The sequence below is a fragment of the Afifella sp. IM 167 genome (assembly GCF_020144925.1).
Lineage (GTDB): Bacteria > Pseudomonadota > Alphaproteobacteria > Rhizobiales > Afifellaceae > Afifella.
In genome coordinates this window covers 72,566-88,961 of record NZ_NSLC01000006.1, presented here as the reverse complement: position 1 = coordinate 88,961, position 16,396 = coordinate 72,566, and the positions used below count along the sequence as shown (strand labels likewise).

17 protein-coding genes are annotated in these 16,396 nt (G+C 66.8%); 10 read left to right on the top strand and 7 right to left on the bottom strand.

Annotation, left to right across the window (positions count from 1 at the left end):
* Nucleotides 1-18 precede the first annotated feature (18 nt).
* A complete protein-coding gene (locus tag CLD20_RS12120; RefSeq protein WP_224406904.1) occupies nucleotides 19-351 on the bottom strand; it encodes a transcriptional regulator in 333 nt (110 codons plus the stop codon).
* 10 nt (nucleotides 352-361) lie between these two features.
* Complete coding sequence (locus CLD20_RS12115; RefSeq protein WP_224406903.1) at nucleotides 362-643, bottom strand: DUF6516 family protein; 282 nt, start codon at nucleotides 641-643, stop codon at nucleotides 362-364.
* 89 nt (nucleotides 644-732) lie between these two features.
* Between CLD20_RS12115 and CLD20_RS12110 the strand changes: the two genes are divergently transcribed.
* The gene (locus CLD20_RS12110) at nucleotides 733-3,177 is read left to right on the top strand and encodes an FAD-dependent oxidoreductase (protein ID WP_224406902.1); all 2,445 of its coding nucleotides are present in this window, start codon (nucleotides 733-735) and stop codon (nucleotides 3,175-3,177) included.
* A gap of 74 nt (nucleotides 3,178-3,251) precedes the next feature.
* The gene (locus tag CLD20_RS12105; protein ID WP_224406901.1) at nucleotides 3,252-3,866 is read left to right on the top strand and encodes a YitT family protein; all 615 of its coding nucleotides are present in this window, start codon (nucleotides 3,252-3,254) and stop codon (nucleotides 3,864-3,866) included.
* Nucleotides 3,867-3,884: 18 nt separating this feature from the next.
* Here CLD20_RS12105 and CLD20_RS12100 read toward each other — a convergent pair whose 3' ends face one another.
* The 3 genes from CLD20_RS12100 to CLD20_RS12090 all read right to left on the bottom strand — a co-directional run bounded on the left by CLD20_RS12100 (nucleotide 3,885) and on the right by CLD20_RS12090 (nucleotide 6,790).
* Nucleotides 3,885-4,958 (bottom strand): hypothetical protein, encoded by a 1,074-nt coding sequence (locus CLD20_RS12100; RefSeq protein ID WP_224406900.1) that lies wholly within the window; start codon nucleotides 4,956-4,958, stop codon nucleotides 3,885-3,887.
* Nucleotides 4,959-5,033: 75 nt separating this feature from the next.
* The gene (locus CLD20_RS12095) at nucleotides 5,034-5,879 is read right to left on the bottom strand and encodes a phosphate/phosphite/phosphonate ABC transporter substrate-binding protein (RefSeq protein ID WP_224406899.1); all 846 of its coding nucleotides are present in this window, start codon (nucleotides 5,877-5,879) and stop codon (nucleotides 5,034-5,036) included.
* A complete protein-coding gene (locus tag CLD20_RS12090; protein WP_224406898.1) occupies nucleotides 5,879-6,790 on the bottom strand; it encodes a fatty acid desaturase in 912 nt (303 codons plus the stop codon). The genes CLD20_RS12095 and CLD20_RS12090 overlap by 1 nt, the downstream gene beginning before the upstream one ends.
* Nucleotides 6,791-6,912: 122 nt before the next feature.
* Here CLD20_RS12090 and CLD20_RS12085 point away from each other — a divergent pair, with 122 nt between their 5' ends.
* Nucleotides 6,913-7,752 carry a helix-turn-helix domain-containing protein gene (locus tag CLD20_RS12085; protein WP_224406897.1) on the top strand — a complete coding sequence of 280 codons (840 nt, stop codon included), beginning with the start codon at nucleotides 6,913-6,915 and terminating at the stop codon, nucleotides 7,750-7,752.
* Between the two features lie 37 nt (nucleotides 7,753-7,789).
* Here CLD20_RS12085 and CLD20_RS12080 read toward each other — a convergent pair whose 3' ends face one another.
* Nucleotides 7,790-8,293 (bottom strand): DUF992 domain-containing protein, encoded by a 504-nt coding sequence (locus CLD20_RS12080; RefSeq protein WP_224406896.1) that lies wholly within the window; start codon nucleotides 8,291-8,293, stop codon nucleotides 7,790-7,792.
* 190 nt (nucleotides 8,294-8,483) lie between these two features.
* On the opposite strand from CLD20_RS12080, the gene bmt reads away from it, so the two are divergent.
* The 7 genes from bmt (at nucleotide 8,484) to CLD20_RS12045 (ending at nucleotide 15,331) form a co-directional block, all read left to right on the top strand.
* The gene (bmt, locus tag CLD20_RS12075) at nucleotides 8,484-9,488 is read left to right on the top strand and encodes a betaine--homocysteine S-methyltransferase (protein WP_224406895.1); all 1,005 of its coding nucleotides are present in this window, start codon (nucleotides 8,484-8,486) and stop codon (nucleotides 9,486-9,488) included.
* Nucleotides 9,489-9,600: 112 nt separating this feature from the next.
* Nucleotides 9,601-10,596: a magnesium transporter CorA family protein gene (locus CLD20_RS12070; RefSeq protein ID WP_224406894.1), complete on the top strand. Its 996-nt coding sequence runs from the start codon at nucleotides 9,601-9,603 to the stop codon at nucleotides 10,594-10,596.
* A gap of 110 nt (nucleotides 10,597-10,706) precedes the next feature.
* Nucleotides 10,707-12,110 carry an adenylate/guanylate cyclase domain-containing protein gene (locus tag CLD20_RS12065; protein ID WP_224406893.1) on the top strand — a complete coding sequence of 468 codons (1,404 nt, stop codon included), beginning with the start codon at nucleotides 10,707-10,709 and terminating at the stop codon, nucleotides 12,108-12,110.
* Nucleotides 12,111-12,206: 96 nt separating this feature from the next.
* A complete protein-coding gene (locus CLD20_RS12060; protein WP_224406892.1) occupies nucleotides 12,207-13,220 on the top strand; it encodes an ABC transporter substrate-binding protein in 1,014 nt (337 codons plus the stop codon).
* A 13-nt stretch (nucleotides 13,221-13,233) separates the two neighbouring features.
* Nucleotides 13,234-14,013: an ABC transporter ATP-binding protein gene (locus CLD20_RS12055; RefSeq protein WP_224406891.1), complete on the top strand. Its 780-nt coding sequence runs from the start codon at nucleotides 13,234-13,236 to the stop codon at nucleotides 14,011-14,013.
* Nucleotides 14,010-14,777: an ABC transporter permease gene (locus tag CLD20_RS12050; protein ID WP_224406890.1), complete on the top strand. Its 768-nt coding sequence runs from the start codon at nucleotides 14,010-14,012 to the stop codon at nucleotides 14,775-14,777. Before CLD20_RS12055 ends, CLD20_RS12050 begins: the two co-directional genes overlap by 4 nt.
* A gap of 131 nt (nucleotides 14,778-14,908) precedes the next feature.
* Entirely contained in the window at nucleotides 14,909-15,331 is a 423-nt protein-coding gene (locus CLD20_RS12045) for an MAPEG family protein (RefSeq protein ID WP_224406889.1), read from the top strand.
* Here CLD20_RS12045 and CLD20_RS12040 read toward each other — a convergent pair.
* A complete protein-coding gene (locus CLD20_RS12040) occupies nucleotides 15,276-16,304 on the bottom strand; it encodes a DMT family transporter (protein ID WP_224406888.1) in 1,029 nt (342 codons plus the stop codon). The two genes, CLD20_RS12045 and CLD20_RS12040, sit on opposite strands and share 56 nt — an antisense overlap.
* Nucleotides 16,305-16,396: the final 92 nt, after the last annotated feature.

The following is a 16,396-nucleotide window of genomic DNA, read 5'->3' as shown; positions in this document are numbered from 1 at the left end:
GCGGGCGCCGATGACCGGCTATGCCGCCTCGATCATGACGTCGACATGCACCGCGTCGAAGGGAAAGACGATCTGCCCTTCGTCGGTGCGGGAGAGAACGCCGCAATCGAGAAGCGCATGCACGTCGCCGTGCACGCCCTTCACATCCCGGCCAAGGCGCCGCGACAGCTCGCGGATCGACATCGGCCCGGCGCCGGCCATTTTTCGGACGATCTCCCAGCGGCGGGCGGTCATGGTCGAGAAGAGATCGCTGGCATTCGGGAAATTGATGCGAGGCTCCTGCGGGAAGCCCGCCACCGCCTTTTTCGCCCGCTCGATCGCATCCTCGAAGGTCCCGACGCCGAAGGTCACCGTGCCGAAACTACCGTCGTCTTCGCTCCACGTGAGCGTAGAAGTCTTCGAGAAGCTGCTCGATGGTGATGAAGTCATAAGTTCCCTCACGGTTGCCATCGTGGACGTGGTCGCCTTTTCCCGCCTCGTTGTCGTAGCGCAGCACGCAGACACCATCGACCACGTAGGCGAGCCGGTACTTGAAGAGATGCCCGGAGCCTCTGAGCGGCTTCGGAACCCGCCAGATGACGAGCTGGACGAAAGACCGTTCGTCGAAGCGCGTCAGGTCGTCCAGGATCGGCTCGGCCTTCATGTTGTCAATTCTACCAACACCACCCGCCCGTTGTCCATTCCTCCAACACGCCGGTGCCTGGCACCCTCGCCCGCCCTCGGAGCATACGCATGAAAACCCACACCAAGGCCGTCGTGATCGGTGGCGGCGTCGTCGGCTGCTCGGTCCTCTACCACCTCACCAAGGCGGGCTGGAAAGACGTGATGCTCATTGAGCGCTCCGAGCTCACCTCCGGCTCCACCTGGCACGCGGCGGGCGGCTTCCACACCCTCAACGGCGATCCCAACGTCGCCAAGCTGCAGGCCTACACGGTCTCGCTCTACAAGGAGATCGAGGCGATCTCGGGCGAGAGCTGCGGGCTGCACCTCACCGGCGGGCTGCAGCTCGCCGACACGCCCGAACGGCTCGAATGGCTGCGACAAGCGCATGCAAGGGGCCGCTATCTCGGCATGGAGACGGAAATCATCTCCGCCGCCGAGGCGAAGGAACTTCTGCCGCTCATCGACGAGAAATACTTCGTCGGCGCCATGTGGGACCCGATCGAGGGCCATCTCGATCCCTACGGCACCACCCAGGCCTATGCGAAATCCGCCCGCCTCGCCGGCGCGGAGATCGTCACCCATAACCGCGTCGTGGAGCTCAATCCGCAGGCGGACGGCTCCTGGCAGGTGGTCACCGAGAAGGGCACCATCCATGCCGAGCACGTCGTCAATGCCGGCGGGCTGTGGGCGCGCGAGGTCGGGCGGATGGTCGGGCTGGAACTGCCCGTGCTCGCCATGGAGCACCACTACATCCTGACGGAGGACATGCCCGAAGTCGCCGAGATCAACCGGTCGACCGGCAAGGAGGTCGTCCACGCCATCGATTTCGCCGGCGAGATCTATACCCGCCAGGAGCGCGGCGGATTGCTGCTCGGCACCTACGAAAAGGCGGCCACGCCCTGGTCGCCGACCGAGACGCCATGGGATTTCGGCCAGGATCTGCTGCCGCCCGATCTCGACCGCATCGCGCCCTCGCTGGAAGTCGGGTTCCGGCATTTCCCGGCGCTGGAAAACACCGGCATCCGCAAGATCATCAACGGGCCCTTCACCTTCGCCCCGGACGGCAATCCGCTGGTGGGACCGGTGCAGGGTCTGAAAAACTACTGGTGCGCCTGCGCCGTTATGGCGGGGTTCAGCCAGGGCGGCGGCGTCGGCCTGGCGCTCGCCAACTGGATGGTGGAGGGCGATCCGGGCTTCGACGTCTGGGGCATGGATGTCGCCCGCTTCGGCGACTGGGCGACGCTCGCCTACACCAACGCCAAGGTGCGCGAGAACTATTCGCGCCGCTTCCGCATCCGCTTTCCGAACGAGGAACTGCCGGCGGCAAGGCCGACGCAGACGACGCCGCTCTACGACCGGATGCTTGAGCAGGGTGCGGTGATGGGCTCCTCCTGGGGTCTGGAGACGCCGCTCTGGTTCGCCCCGGATGGCGCGACGGCCGAGGACATCTTCTCCTTCCACCGCTCCAACGATTTCGAGCCGGTCAAGGCGGAGTGCATGGCCGTTCGCCAGGGCGTCGGCATCACCGAGATCGCCAATTTCGCCAAGTACCGCATCGCCGGGGCGAACGCCGAATCCTGGCTCAACCGCATGATGACGAACCGCATGCCGAAGACGGGGCGCATCGCTCTCACCCCGATGCTCAACGAGCGCGGCAAGCTGATCGGCGATTTCACCATCGCCAAGGTGGCGGAGGACGATTTCCTCATGTGGGGATCGAGCCAGGCGCAGATCTACCACATGCGCTGGTTCGAGGCGCATCTGCCGGAAGACGGCTCGGTGCAGGTCGAGCGGATCGACCTCGGCATGGTCGGCCTTTCGATTGCCGGGCCGAAGGCGCGCGAGCTTCTCGCCCGCGTCACCCACGAGGACGTCTCGCGCGAAGCCTTTCCGTTCATGAGCCACCGGAAAATGGACGTCGCGGGCGTGCCGGCGCGCGTCAACCGCCTCACCTATACGGGCGATCTCGGCTACGAGATCTGGGTGAAGCCGGAATACGAGCGCGCCCTCTACGACCGGCTGATGGCGGCGGGCGAAGAGCTCGGCATCAAGAATTTCGGCATGCGCGCCCTTCTGGCGCTCAGGCTGGAGAAGAATTTCCCCACGTGGTTCCGAGAGCTGCGCCCCATCTACGGGCCGTTCGAGGCGGGGCTCGACCGCTTCGTGGATCTGAAGAAAAACGACTTCATCGGCCGCGAGGCGGCGGCGCGGGAGAAGGAGGAAGGCGGGGCGCTCGCCCGCATCGCCATGGTCGTCGACGCGGAGGATGCCGACGTCATCGGCGACGAGCCGATCTGGTACGCGGCGAACGGCGCCGAGCCAAAAGTGGTCGGCTGGGTGACCTCCGGCGGATACGCGCATTATGTCGAGCAGTCGCTCGCACAGGGCTACGTGCCGGCCGAGCTCGTGAATGGCGGCGGCAGCTTCGAGATCGAGATCCTCGGCGAGCGCCGCCCTGCCCGCCTGCAGATGGAGCCGCCCTTCGACCCTGCCGGGGAGAGGATGCGCGGCTGAGCGGCATGGCCCTTGCTTGCTGGGCGGGGTAGTTACCCCGCCTCGCATATGCGGGCCATCATGCGGAATCTTCGATGACCGACCAGCCGCCGGCGCACAAACACCGGCTCTACGAAGACGCCCTCGCGCTTTTCATCGGCACGCTGCTCGTCGCGCTCGGCCTTGACATCTATGCCGAGGCGACGCTCTTGACCGGCTCGACGGCGGGCCTCGCGCTCCTCGTCCAGTACGGGACGGGCATTCCCTTCTCGCCGGTCTTCTTCGTCGTGAACCTGCCCTTCTATGCACTGGCGATCGGAAAGATGGGCTGGCGCTTCACCATCGCGACCTTCCTCGCCGTCGGGCTCGTCTCTGTCTTCACCCGGCTGACGCCGGAGTGGATCGAGATCGGCGAGGTGAATTCCCTTTATGCCGCGCTGATGGGCGGCATCCTTCTGGGCACAGGTCTCCTCGTCCTCTTCCGCCACCGGGCTGGCCTCGGCGGGGTCAACATCCTTGCCGTCTACCTGCAGGATCATTTCGGGCTGAGGGCCGGCTATGTGCAGCTTGCCATCGACGCGGCGATCATGGTCGCCGCCCTCTTCGTCGTCGATGCGGACCGGGTGCTCCTGTCGCTGCTCGGCGCCGCCGTCCTCAACTTCATCATCGCCATCAACCACCGGCCGGGCCGCTATGTCGGCATCAGCTGAGAGATAAGCGCGGGAAAACTACTCCACCTTCACGACGCGGCCGGAATTGCAGCTCGTCTGGTTCGAGGAAGCCTCGCTCGGCGGCGCGGCGCGGATCAGGGCGCCGAGGTCGGGCGCCTCGCCGATATTGCCCTTCAGGCCGATCCAGAGCTCGGAGATGACGTTCTCGCCGCCGACCTTGGCGCAGCGGATGAGGAGCCGGTCCGAGGCGCCCGCCCCGAAGGCGGTGTCGAAGGTATCCTCGATCTCGGAGCGCTGCAGCACCTTGCCGAGGTTCTGCGCAAAGAGCATGCGCACCGGCGAGGCGTTGAGGAGATTCATGAGGAGGAGCGATTCACGAAAATACTCGTCCGGATCGGCGCCCTTGTCGGCGTCCGTCCGGTCGTCCTCATAGCAGGCGCCGTGCTTGGGCCATTCGTGCAGATGAAGGCCCGACTGGACGCCCGGCATCACCACCTTCAGCGCCGCCAGGAGGTTCGCGTCGAGCGCAATCTCCTCGTCGCGCGGCTGGCTGCCGGCGCAGGAGACCGGCCCACCGCGGTCGCAGTAGCAAGGGAAGATGTTCCTGTCGTCGAGATCGTCCGGCCAGAGCCCGTGCAGGGCGAAATGCGTCGCGTCAAAGCGCCCGGGCCGCAGCGTGGTGCATTCCGGCTTGTTGGTGCCGGCGGCCGTGGCGCAGAAGGCCGGCTCCCAGGAGGCGGCGAGCACGTATTCGATGCTGTCGGGGGCGAGCGTGGCGACAGACGGCGGCTCGCGCGTCGGCTCCGTAGGGTTGGAAGGCGCCGGCCTCACCAGCGCCTCGGCCGGCGCATAGGCGCCGCAGTTCATCGGCACCCAGCGTGCCTCCGTCTGCGGCGCGCCTGGGACCTTCACCTGATAATGGGTGCCGGGCGTGGAATTGCGCGCCACCATCTCATAGGCGCGCATGACCTCGAGCCGGACATTGCCGGGGTTTTCGGTGTCCTTCTTCTTCGTCGCCTCGCAAGCGGAGAGCGCGATGAAGTAGCCGTCAAGCTCGACCTGCTGGGCGAAAGACGGCGACGAAAGGATGCCCGCCAGCATGACGGCGAGGCAAAGACGGAGCTTTCTCACACGCGAAACCCGCAATCTGATGTTGCAACCGGGCAAGAATTTTCGCGTGCGCCCGGCAGCGCCGCAAGACAAAGTTCAATGACGCGGCGTTTGTGGACGCGGCGTTTGGGAACGCGGCGTTTGGGGACGCGGCAGGCCCCGGCGGAGGCTTTCCGCCGCATAGGCGTCCTCCGGCAATGATTCGATGCCGGCAAGATGAAGCGCGGCGCGGATCGAGGCGCTTTCGGGACCCGAAAGCACCTGAGCGAGCGCCGCGCGGATGGCGGCGGCCTCTTCCTCATTTCTCGACCTCGCCGTGACGAAAGGCAGGGCCGGCCGCAGCGGCGTGAAGGCCAGCACCTTGAGTTCGGCCACGGCATCGGCCTCGAAATCCTGCGCCAGCCGCCAGGCGATCGCGTCGATGGCGGCGACGTCGGCCTCGCCAGAGGCAACGGCACGGAGCGAGGCCCTGTGCGCCCCTGTCTTCAGCGCCTGCGACAGATCCGAAGAAACACCGGCGGTGCGCAGCGCCTCCTCCAAGGCCACGCAGCCCGACAGGCTGTCGGCCGAATTGACCGCCGGGCGGCGGCCGGCAAGGTCGGCGGCGCTCGTTGCGCAATCGTCCCGGCGCACAATGAGAGCGCTCGAATAGCAAGGGCCCTCGCAGCCTTCGACGGCATAGACGGGCGTCGCCACGATGCGGAGGTTTTCGCGGAGCCCGGTCGCATAGGGCCAGCCGCAGGTCTGCGAGAGGATGAGCGCCGGATCGCGCCATATCTCGGGGGCCTCGCGCCGCCTCTCCAGTGCCCGGGGCGCTGCGACGCCACGTGCAGCGAGCGCCGCGGCAAGGGCCGTCCAGAGCGCATCGGTCGCAGCCCGTACCTCGGGCCAGTCGTACATCGGAAGGGCGGCCACATGCGCCGCCCCGGTCGAAAGAACCATTACGGGCGGCGGAGATAGGGATGCGGCACGGGAGACTTCCTGCGGAAGAGATAGCGTCTCAGGATATCGCCGTAGCCGGCGAAGACATAGCCCGCATTGCCGGCCTGGAACTCCGCCCTCGCCGAGCGGTAAAGCGCCGGCAGGCGATACCACGGCAGGCGCGGATGCTCGTGGTGGACGTAGTGAAGGTTGTTGTTGAGGAACAGCAGCGAGAGCAGCGAGCGTTCCTCGACGATCGCGGTGCGCCCGCCCGGCGCCTCGCTCGCCTGATGCTCGGCGAAGGTTCTGAGGCTGAGGAGCGACAGGCCGCCATAGGCGATGAGGAGATACTGCCACAGCGGCATGCCGGCGACGACGAGGACGAAGACAAGGACGATGGCGGCGCCGAGGGCATGCGCCGCCCAGGCCAGGCCCATGCCACGCTCCTTGCCGGAGCGGGCAAGGCGCAGCTCCGCCCCGTAGAAGCCGACGCTCATCACCGCCGGGCCGATCAGCAGCCGTCCGAAGAGGGTGTTGTTGAAATCGAGGACGCGCTGCAACGGCGCGGGCAGGCGCTGCCAGTCGGCAAGCGCGTAGTAGTAGGATTCCGGGTCGTCGTAAGGGTCGGTGAGGCTCTGGTCGTTGTGGTGGCGCAGATGCATGCGCTTGAAACGGCGATAGGGATAGGCAAGGCCGAGCGGCAGGAAAATCAGCCCCTCGTTGAGCCCGGCGGAGCGGGTCGGATGGCCGTGCAGCGCCTCATGCTGAAGCGAGGAATGCAGCGTCACCATGGGCACGGCGAGCAGGGCTGTCAGCGCGAAGCCGAGGCTCTGGTGGAAGAGGAGCGCGGCGGCCCAGACGAGGTGGCAGAGAAGGATCAAAAAGAGGGTTGGCCATTCGGCCGTTTGAAGTGTTGCCCGAATCTTGTTCATGCCTGCTAGAGAGACATTAGCCGGCTGTTCACCACAACGGTTACATGCGACGCATATGTTGCGTTTCGTTCACATGAGCATCAATTGTTGTGCGAACGCGCCGTAATGTGCATGATCGCTACATGGATAAGCGCGACCTTCTTCCCGTTCTGCGCGAGCGCCTCTCCCTGCTGATGGCAAGGGCGGGCCAGAACCGCTCCGAATTCGCCCGCTCCGTCGAGCTCGACCGGTCGGCGATCACCCAGCTCCTGTCCGGACAATCGACCCGCCTGCCGCGCACGGAGACGCTGTGGCGCATCGCCGAGCGCCATTCCGTCAGTCTCGACTGGCTGGTCGGTCTTTCCCAGGACGATCAGCTTGCCGCCGAAATGCGCCAGGTGCTGGAGATCGCCGAGAGCGAGGGCGCGGAGGGCGAGACGCCTCTGGAGCGCTGGCACCGCGAGGCGGTCGGCACCAAGATCCGCTATGTGCCGACGCAGATTCCCGATCTCCTGCGCACGGAGCGGGTGATCGAGTACGAGTATTCAGGCGGAGCGAGCCCCCTGCCGCAGACGCAGCTGAAGGAAGCGGAATTCCGGCTCGACTATAATCGCAGGCCCGAGACGGACATGGAGGTGTGCATCCCCCGCCAGCGTCTGGAGCTTCTCGCCGAGGGGCGCGGGGTCTGGCGCGACCTCGACCGGCGCTCGCGCGCCATGCAGCTCACCTACATGGCCGACCTTCTGGACGAGCTCTATCCGACCTTCCGGCTCTTCCTCTACGACCAGATGCAGAACTACTCGATCCCCTACACCGTCTTCGGCTCGCAAAGGGCCGCGATCTTCGTCGGGGAGATGTATCTCGTGCTCAACGCCACGGAGCATATCCGCGCGCTGACGAAGCATTTCGACAACCTGATCCGCCAGGCGGTCGTCAATGCACATCAGGCCGCGGATCATATCCGCGGCCTGAAGGTGGTCTAGCCGTCCCGCAAGGGCCGGCACGGCACTTGGAAAAACGCTACTGGATCAGCGGACGCAGCGTGAAGGACTGGAAGCCGACCGCGAGGTTGAGGCCCTGCTGGGCCTGCACGGAGAGCGGCTGCAGCACGAAGCTCTTGTTGGAGCCACCGACCAGCGCATTGGCGCCGACACCGGCACCCACCGTCGCCTCGGCGCCGATACCGGCGTAGTCTCCGGCCAGCGCGCCCCTGGAATAGGCATTCGCGGTCGGCGCCATGACGATCCACTTGATCAGCGTCTTGCCGGTGACGCCGACATCGAGGCCGAACTTCTTCACCGTACCGGCATACTGCTCCTTCGGGCCGCCATCGGCCGGGGTGTAGCTGCAGGTCAGGTTCTTGGAAGAGCCGATGATGAAGCCGGCGCCACCTTCGACCACGCAGTCGAGACTGCCGACCTTGACACGCTCCTGCGCATGGGCGCCGGCTGCAAAGCCCACCACGGAGGCGGCGGAAAGCGCGATCGCGGCCATGTAGGCGAGCGGGGACTGGCGGTTCTTCATTGTCTTTTCTCCTCGAAAATCGGGAATGTGCGCGGGCGGACGCCCGTTCCCCCGGCAAACGCGGACGGGGCCCGGCCGTTCCGAGGAAACCAGCTTCGTGCCAGCAAAGCTTGCACAGTGTGGCGGCTTGACCCTTGCCCCTGCGGGCGAGAAATGATGTACCGGCCGCCGACAGAGCGAAGGATTGCATATGACATCGCTGAGCGACCTGCTCGCCAAGAAAGGCGTCCTCATGGCGGACGGCGCCACCGGCACGACCCTCTTCGAGATGGGCCTGTCGGCCGGCGACCCGCCCGAATTGTGGAACGTCGATCATCCCGACCGGGTGAAGCGGCTGCATGCCGGCTTCCTGGCGGCGGGCTCCGACATCATCCTCACCAACACCTTCGGGGCCAACAAGCACCGGCTGAAGCTGCACCGGGCGGAGGGCCGCGTCTTCGAGCTCAACCAGCGGGGCGCCGAGATCGCCTGCGAGGCCGCCCGCGAGGCGGGCCGCGAAGTGGTCGTCGCCGGTTCGGTCGGGCCGACGGGCGAACTGTTCGAACCGCTCGGCTCGCTGACGGAGGAAGACGCCGTCGACGCCTTCACCGAACAGGCCAGGGGCCTGAAAGCCGGCGGGGCGGATGTGTGCTGGATCGAGACCATGTCGGCCCCGGCCGAGATCCGCGCCGCCGCGCAGGGCGCCATCAATGCCGGCATGCCCTATACCTCCACCGCCAGCTTCGACACGGCCGGCCGCACCATGATGGGGCTGAAGCCCGACGGCCTCGCCGCCGTCTTCGATGGCCTTTCGCAGCCGCCGCAGGCCTTCGGAGCCAATTGCGGCGTCGGCGCTTCCGATCTCGTCCTTTCCGTCCTCGCCATCGACGGCGCCAAGCACGGCTGGGGCGTCATCGCCAAGGCCAATTGCGGCATCCCGGTCGTGCATGGCGAGCACGTCCATTATTCCGGCACGCCGGAGCTGATGGGCAATTACGCGCGTCTCGCCATGGATGCCGGCGCCACCATCATCGGCGGCTGCTGCGGCACCACGCCGGAGCACCTCACCGCCATCCGCGCCGCCATCGACAGCCACAATCGCGGCGACAAGCCGGATCGTGAGCGGATCGAAGCGCTGATCGGCCCCCTCGCCGCGCCGCCGCGCGAGGAAGGCGCCGCGCCGCGCAAGCGGACGGGAAGACGCGAGCGCGCCTGAAGCCTCACGCCCCACCTGGCGCCGACTGCGCGGGCGCTCGACCTTTCGGGCAACCTGTCTATTTGCTGTCACGCTCTGACGGCAGTCTCGGCCGGGTACGAAAGGAGAGGGCGTGCTGAAGATCTACCGCGGCGAGGGCGACCGCCTCGTCGAAAGCGACAATATCGACCTTTCCACCATGAATGCGGCGGAGGCGTCCGGACCGATCTGGATCGACCTCATCGAGCCGAGCCCGGACGAGGCGGCGGCCGTCGCCGGCTATATCGGCATCCAGATTCCCGGCATGGCGGAAATGGAGGAGATCGAGCCCTCCTCGCGCCTTTATTCGGAAGAAGGCGCGCAGTTCATGACCGTGACGACGGTGGTGGGCGTGGGGGCCGGCGAGCCGACGAAGACGCCCGTCGCCTTCATCCTGCGCAACGGCCACCTCATCACCGTGCGCTATGCCGAACCGCGCCAGTTCGGCCTCTTCCTCGCCAACGCGCTGCGCGGCACGGGCGAGAAGACGGAAACGAGCGAGGCGGTGATGCTCGGCCTGCTGGAGGCGCAGGTGAACTGGCTTGCCGACCTTCTGGAGCGGGTCGGGCGGGACATCGACGTCCTCTCGCACGGCGTCTTCCAGAGCAAGATCAAGAAGGTGAACCGCAAGACGGCGGACCTCAGATCCATCATGACGGAGATCGGCCGGCAGGGAGACCTCCTGTCGCTGGTGCGCGAAAGCCTCGTCTCGCTGGTGCGGCTGCTCATCTACCATCAGACGCTGTCGCCGCGCGCCAAGGGCGACAAGGCCGCCCGCAGCCGCTCGCGCATCCTCGTGCGCGACGCGCAGTCCCTCGGAGAGCACGCGACCTTCCTCTCGGGCAAGCTTTCCTTCCTGCTCGACGCCACGCTCGGCCTCATCAACCTGGAGCAGAACCAGATCATCAAGATCTTCTCCGTCGCCGCCGTCGTCTTCCTGCCCCCGACGCTGGTCGCCTCGATCTACGGCATGAATTTCAAGAACATGCCGGAACTCGACTGGGGGGCCGGCTATCCCTGGGCGCTCGGACTGATGATCTTCTCGGCCGCCCTGCCCTTCCTCTATTTCAAGCGCCGCGGCTGGCTCTAGCGGCCGCGCCGCGGGAGGCGATCGGCAGGCTTTCGCCAAAGGCCAAAATCGCCTAGGGCCGCGGATGCAATGCCGAGCCGCAAGGCCCGGCACGGGCAAAGGGGCGAGCGATGCGATTCCAGCGCCTCCTGGAGGAGAGCCTTTCGGCAGGGCGCCGGGCCGGCCCGGCCGGCAGCCCGGCGCTGGCGCATGGCGCGCGGCGCGCGGCGCGCCTTGCCGCCGCCATCGAAGCCGAAGAGCACGCCGGCAGGCGGCTTGCCGTCTACGGGCGCACGGTCTCCGTCGTCGGCATCGGCCTGCTGCTCTTCCTGATCGTGCCCTTCCCGGGCATCCTCTACTACGAGGGCCTGCTGGCGGTCTTCCTCCTCCTCGGGCTGGCGCGGCTGTGGCTCGACGCCGGCAAGCTCTACCGCTGGTGGACGGGCTATCTCCTGACGGCGGTCGACTTCGCGCTGCTGACCTTCACGCTGCTCTATCCAAACCCGCTCTTTCCCTTCGACCATCCGCCGCAGCACGCGCTCAGGACGGGCAATTTCGTCTATCTTTACGTCATGCTCGGCGGGCTCGCCTTCGCCTTCCAGCCGAAACACGTGCTCATCGGCGGCATCATCGGCGCGGCGATGTGGCTTGCCGGCGTCGCCATCCTGGTAATGCTGCCCGACACGGTGCTCCTGCCGCGCGGCGTCGGCGGGATCGAGGCGCTGCAGCTCGCCGCCCGGCAGCCGACGCTGATCGACCTTTCCGCGGTGGCGCAGAATATCGGCGTCTTCCTGATCGTCTCGCTGCTCCTTGCCATGGTCGTCGCCCGCTCGCGCGCCCTTGTGCGCCGCCAGGCGAGTCTGGAGCGCGAGCGCTCCAACCTTGCCCGCTACTTCCCGCCCGCCACGGTGGACCGGCTGGCACGCGAGGATGCCGCGCTCGCCCAGATCCGCGAGCAGAACGGCGCCGTCCTCTTCGCCGATCTCGTCGGCTTCACCACCTGGTCGGAGCGGCACCGGCCGGCCGAGGTGATCGCCTATCTCAGGAACGTGCACGCCAAACTGGAAGAGGCGGTGTTCCTCCACGGCGGCACGGTCGACAAGTTCATCGGCGACGGCATGATGGCGACCTTCGGCACGCCCGATCCCGGGGAGCACGACGCGCTCGACGCGCTGGCCTGCCTCAGCGCGATCCTGGAGCATTTCTCCCGCTGGAATGCGCGGCGGCTGCAGCGCGGCGCAGAGCCCGTGCAGATCTCCATCGGACTGCATTACGGCAAGGTCGTCGTCGGCAATATCGGCACGGAACGGCGGCTGGAATTCGCCGTCCTCGGCGACACGGTCAACGTCGCGAGCCGGCTGGAAGGTATCACCCGCGAGCTCGCATGCCGCGCCGCGATCAGCCGGGCGGCCGCCGAGGCGGCGCTGGCGGAAGCGCCGGAAGAGGCCGAAGCGCTTCTCGCCCGCTTCGAGCCGCGCGGGCCGCAGCGGCTTTACGGCCGCTCGGAGCTCGTGGAAGTGCTGAGCGCCGACTGACGCTCTTCTCCTGCCCATAAAACTGGCACGCCGCATGCTTCGCCCCTGCGGGGCCGGCCCGACGCCGGCCGGAAGATTTCCAAAAGGGGCAACTCGATGAAGAAATTCGTTTTCGCAGCGGCGCTGGCGGCGGCCGCGATCGCCGCCGTGCCTGCTCTTTCGGCAGAGACGCCGCTGAAATTCTCGCTCGACTGGAAGCTCGAAGGCCCGGCGGCGCCGTTCCTGCTGGCGCTCGAGAAGGGATACTTTTCCGATGAAGGGCTTGCCGTCACGATCGACACCGGCGCCGGCTCGCTGGAGCCGATCAACCGCGTCGCTTCCGGTGCCTACGATATGGGCTTCGGCGACATCAATTCGCTCATCAAGTTCAACGATCAGAACCCGGATTCGGCGCTGACGGCCATCTACATGGTCTACAACAAGCCGGCCTTCGCCATCATCGGGCGCAAGAGCCTCGGCGTCGCCGCGCCGAAGGACCTGGAAGGCAAGACGCTGGGCGCCCCGGCCCCGGACGGGGCCTATGCGCAATGGCCGATCTTCGTCAAAGCCAACGAGATCGACGCTTCCAAGGTGACGATCGAGAATGTCGGCTTTCCCGTGCGCGAGCCGATGCTGGCGCAGGGCGCCGTTCAGGCGATCACCGGCTTTTCCTTCTCCTCCTTCATCAACCTGAAGACGGCCGGCGTGCCCGCCGACGACATCGCCGTGCTCTTGATGGCCGATTACGGCGTTGAGCTCTACGGCAACGCCATCCTCGTCGCCCCCGCCTATGCCGAGGCCCATCCGGACGCGGTGAAGGGCTTTCTGGCGGCCTTCAACAAGGCGATGAAGGAGGTGATCGCCGACCCGCAGGCGGCAGTGAAGTACGTCACCGACGCCAACCCGGTCGTGACCCAGGAGACCGAGCTGGAGCGCCTCCAGATGGCGATCGACCAGAACATCGTCACCGACGAGGTGAAGGCGGACGGGCTCGGCGCGGTGAAAATGGACCGGCTTACCACCTCCATCGACCAGATCGCGCTCACCTTCGATTTCTCCGCAAAGCCCTCCGCGGAGAGCGTCTTCGACCCTTCCTACCTGCCGCAGAAGGAAGAGCGGGAAGTCGAATAGGCCGGCCGTTCCGATGGCCTTCGTCGAGCTTGCCGGCGTCTGCCACGCCTATGGCGGGGCCGGCACGCCGCTCGCGGTGGAAAATCTCGACATCGCCGTGGAAAAGGGCGAGTTCGCCGCCGTCGTCGGCCCGTCGGGCTGCGGGAAGTCGACCCTTATGAAACTCGCCACCGGCCTGCAATTCCCGCAGGCCGGCACGGTGACGGTGGACGGGGAGCGCGTGAGCCGCCCCGTCAGCCTCGCCGGCATGGCCTTCCAGGCGCCGACGCTGCTGCCGTGGCGGACGACGATCGACAACGTCCTGTTGCCCCTGGAGATCGTGCGCCCGCACCGCTCGCGCATCCGCCGATCGCGGGCGGCCTATCGCGAGCGGGCCGAGGAGCTGCTGGCGCAGGTGGGCCTTGAAGGCGCGGGCGAGAAATATCCCTGGGAGCTTTCCGGCGGCATGCAGATGCGTGCCTCGCTCTGCCGCGCCCTCATCCATGCGCCGCAGCTCCTCATGCTCGACGAGCCCTTCGGCGCGCTCGACGCCTTCACGCGCGAGGAACTGTGGTGCGTGATCCGCGACCTGCACCGCACGACGGGCGTTACCATCATCCTGGTCACGCACGACCTTCGAGAAGCCGTCTTCCTCGCCGACCGCGTCGTCGTGCTCACCTCCCGCCCCGGCAGGGTGCTGGAGGAGCGGCGCATCGACCTTCCACGCCCGCGCGAGCTCGACGTGACCTTCACACCGCAATTCCAGACCATCGTGCACGAGATGCGCGACCACATCATCAAGGCGCGCGGATGAGGCATTCGACCATCACCTGGGCGGCGCCGACGGCCTTCACCCTCTTCTCGCTTCTCCTCTGGGAGGCGGCGGTGAAGCTCTTCAACATCCCGCCCTTCTTCCTGCCGCCGCCGACGGCGATCGCGGAAGCCTTCGTGCGCTTCGGCCCGGCGATCGCATCGGAAAGCCTCTATACGCTGATCACCACGCTCATCGGCTTTGCCATGGCCGTCGTCTTCGGCCTCGGCCTCGGCCTCCTCGTCGGCGCCTCGCGGACCATCTATGCCGGGCTCTATCCGCTGATGATCGGCTTCAACGCCGTACCGAAGGTCGCCGTGGTGCCGATCCTCGTCCTGTGGTTCGGCATCGGCGGCGTGCCGGCCGTGCTGACGGCCTTCCTCATCTCCTTCTTCCCGATCGTGGTGAATGTCGCGACCGGGCTCGCCACCACCGAGCCGGAGCTGGAAGACGTCCTGAAGGTGCTGGGCGCCTCGCGGCTCGACGTGATGCGCAAGGTCGGCATCCCGCGGGCCCTGCCCTATTTCTTCGGTTCCCTGAAGATCGCCATCACGCTCGCCTTCGTCGGCTCGGTGATTTCCGAATCCATCGCCTCCAACCACGGCATCGGCAACCTGATGCTGCAGGCGCAGGCGCAGTTCCAGGTGCCGCTGATCTTCGCCGGCCTTGTCGCCCTCGCGGTGGAAGGCATCGTCATGTACGCGCTGATGGCCTGGGTGGAAAAGCGCATGACCGGCTGGGCGCATCGCGGCGGGCATGCGGCCTGAACGGATCGTTTGTCGCAGCAGCTCCATCGGAACCGATCGGCCTCATGCCCCTTTTCCAACCGTTTGTCGTTCGCCCGCGCGGGCCTGCCCGCCGGGCAGGTTTCCCGCACGTTGCCCGCAAGGTTTGATGCATGCCGCCTTCCGTCGTTCTCCTGCCGGTCTTCTTCCAGGTCGGCCTCACCTTCTTCCTCGGCCTGTGGATGGGCCGCTCGCGCTTTGCCGCCATCCGCCGCGGCGAGGTGGAGGTCTCCAGGATCGCGCTCGGCGAGCCGAACTGGCCGAAAAAGCCGCTGCAGATCGCCAATTCCTTCGCCAACCAGTTCCAGATCCCCCTCCTCTTCTACGTGGTGGTGGCGCTGGCACTCGTCACCGACAAGGCCGGCCTCATCTTCGTGCTGCTCGCCTATGCCTTCGTGGCCAGCCGTTTCCTGCATGCCTTCGTCCATACCGGCACCAACGACCTCAGGAAGCGTTTCCAGTCGTTTGCCGTCGGGCTCTTCATTCTGATCGGCATGTGGCTTCTCTTCGCGATCCGGACTCTTTTCGGGATCTGAGCGCCGGGCCGGGGGCGCCGGCCGGCCGCCGGCGGATCGCCAGCAATCCCGCCCCGGCGATCATCGCCATGCCGGCAAGGGTCGGCGCATCCGGCAGGTCGGCAAAGAGAGCCCAGCCCCAGAAGGCGGCGAAGACCAGATAGCTGTAATCGAAGGTCGCGATCAGCGAAGGCGTCGCGGCCTGATAAGCGGCGGCGAGCCCCAGCCCGATGAAAACGATGAGCGCGGCGAGAAAGAGGATCAGCGCCCAGTCGGGCGCCCCCATCGGCGCCCAGCCGCCGAGGAGAAACGGCGCCGCACGCAACAGGTCGCCGCCCGGCCGCAAGAGAGCGAGGACCAGGCTCGCGAGGAGACCGGCGGCCAGCAGCGCCCCGTTGAGGGCAAAGGCCAGCGCTGCGGCGCTCTGCGAACGGCATTTCGCCCGCGTGAGGATTGCGGCCAGGGCATAGAAGAAGCCGGAAAGGACCGGAAGGAGGGCAAGGGGCGCGAACGCCTCCCCGCCCGGCCGCAGCATGACGGCGACGCCGGAAAAGCCGAGAAGAACGGCGAGCCAGCCGCGCGCCCCGACCCTTTCGCCGAGGACCGGGGCGGAAAGAAGCGTGATGAAGAGCGGGCCGGTATAGAAGGCCGCGGCGATGACGGAGAGCGACAGGACCGGGATCGCGGCATACATGGCGACATACATCGCCACCAGACAGCCGGCCCGCAGCCAGGCCCAGCGGCTGGGCATCGCATTGAGGTCCGGCCCGCCCCGCCTGGCCCCGCGACGGGCAAGCCAGAGGAGCGCGGGAAAGGCCGCGAGCGCTCGCAGCACGTAGATCTGCCAGAGCGACATGTCGGTGCTGGCGTATTTGATCAGCGCATCCTGCAGCGACATGGCAAAGACGGCGCCGACGATGAGGACGATGCCGAGCACCACCCGGTCCGCCCCGGGATCCGCCCTGCGATCCGACCTGCGATTTTCTTCCGACATGAGCTCTCTCCTGTTGCGACGGAGAGGCTAGGCGCGAACGCATCGTTCGATAATTGGCCTTGTGTGCATGTGATTAGTCGATAATTTCGAAC

Coding starts and splice junctions, on each gene's coding strand:
- CLD20_RS12115 (WP_224406903.1), bottom strand. CDS start 643: ATGAAGGCCGAGCCGATCCTGGACGACCTGACGCGCTTCGACGAACGG.
- CLD20_RS12110 (WP_224406902.1), top strand. CDS start 733: ATGAAAACCCACACCAAGGCCGTCGTGATCGGTGGCGGCGTCGTCGGC.
- CLD20_RS12105 (WP_224406901.1), top strand. CDS start 3,252: ATGACCGACCAGCCGCCGGCGCACAAACACCGGCTCTACGAAGACGCC.
- CLD20_RS12095 (WP_224406899.1), bottom strand. CDS start 5,879: ATGGTTCTTTCGACCGGGGCGGCGCATGTGGCCGCCCTTCCGATGTAC.
- CLD20_RS12090 (WP_224406898.1), bottom strand. CDS start 6,790: ATGAACAAGATTCGGGCAACACTTCAAACGGCCGAATGGCCAACCCTC.
- CLD20_RS12085 (WP_224406897.1), top strand. CDS start 6,913: ATGGATAAGCGCGACCTTCTTCCCGTTCTGCGCGAGCGCCTCTCCCTG.
- CLD20_RS12080 (WP_224406896.1), bottom strand. CDS start 8,293: ATGAAGAACCGCCAGTCCCCGCTCGCCTACATGGCCGCGATCGCGCTT.
- bmt (WP_224406895.1), top strand. CDS start 8,484: ATGACATCGCTGAGCGACCTGCTCGCCAAGAAAGGCGTCCTCATGGCG.
- CLD20_RS12065 (WP_224406893.1), top strand. CDS start 10,707: ATGCGATTCCAGCGCCTCCTGGAGGAGAGCCTTTCGGCAGGGCGCCGG.
- CLD20_RS12060 (WP_224406892.1), top strand. CDS start 12,207: ATGAAGAAATTCGTTTTCGCAGCGGCGCTGGCGGCGGCCGCGATCGCC.
- CLD20_RS12055 (WP_224406891.1), top strand. CDS start 13,234: ATGGCCTTCGTCGAGCTTGCCGGCGTCTGCCACGCCTATGGCGGGGCC.
- CLD20_RS12050 (WP_224406890.1), top strand. CDS start 14,010: ATGAGGCATTCGACCATCACCTGGGCGGCGCCGACGGCCTTCACCCTC.
- CLD20_RS12045 (WP_224406889.1), top strand. CDS start 14,909: ATGCCGCCTTCCGTCGTTCTCCTGCCGGTCTTCTTCCAGGTCGGCCTC.
- CLD20_RS12040 (WP_224406888.1), bottom strand. CDS start 16,304: ATGTCGGAAGAAAATCGCAGGTCGGATCGCAGGGCGGATCCCGGGGCG.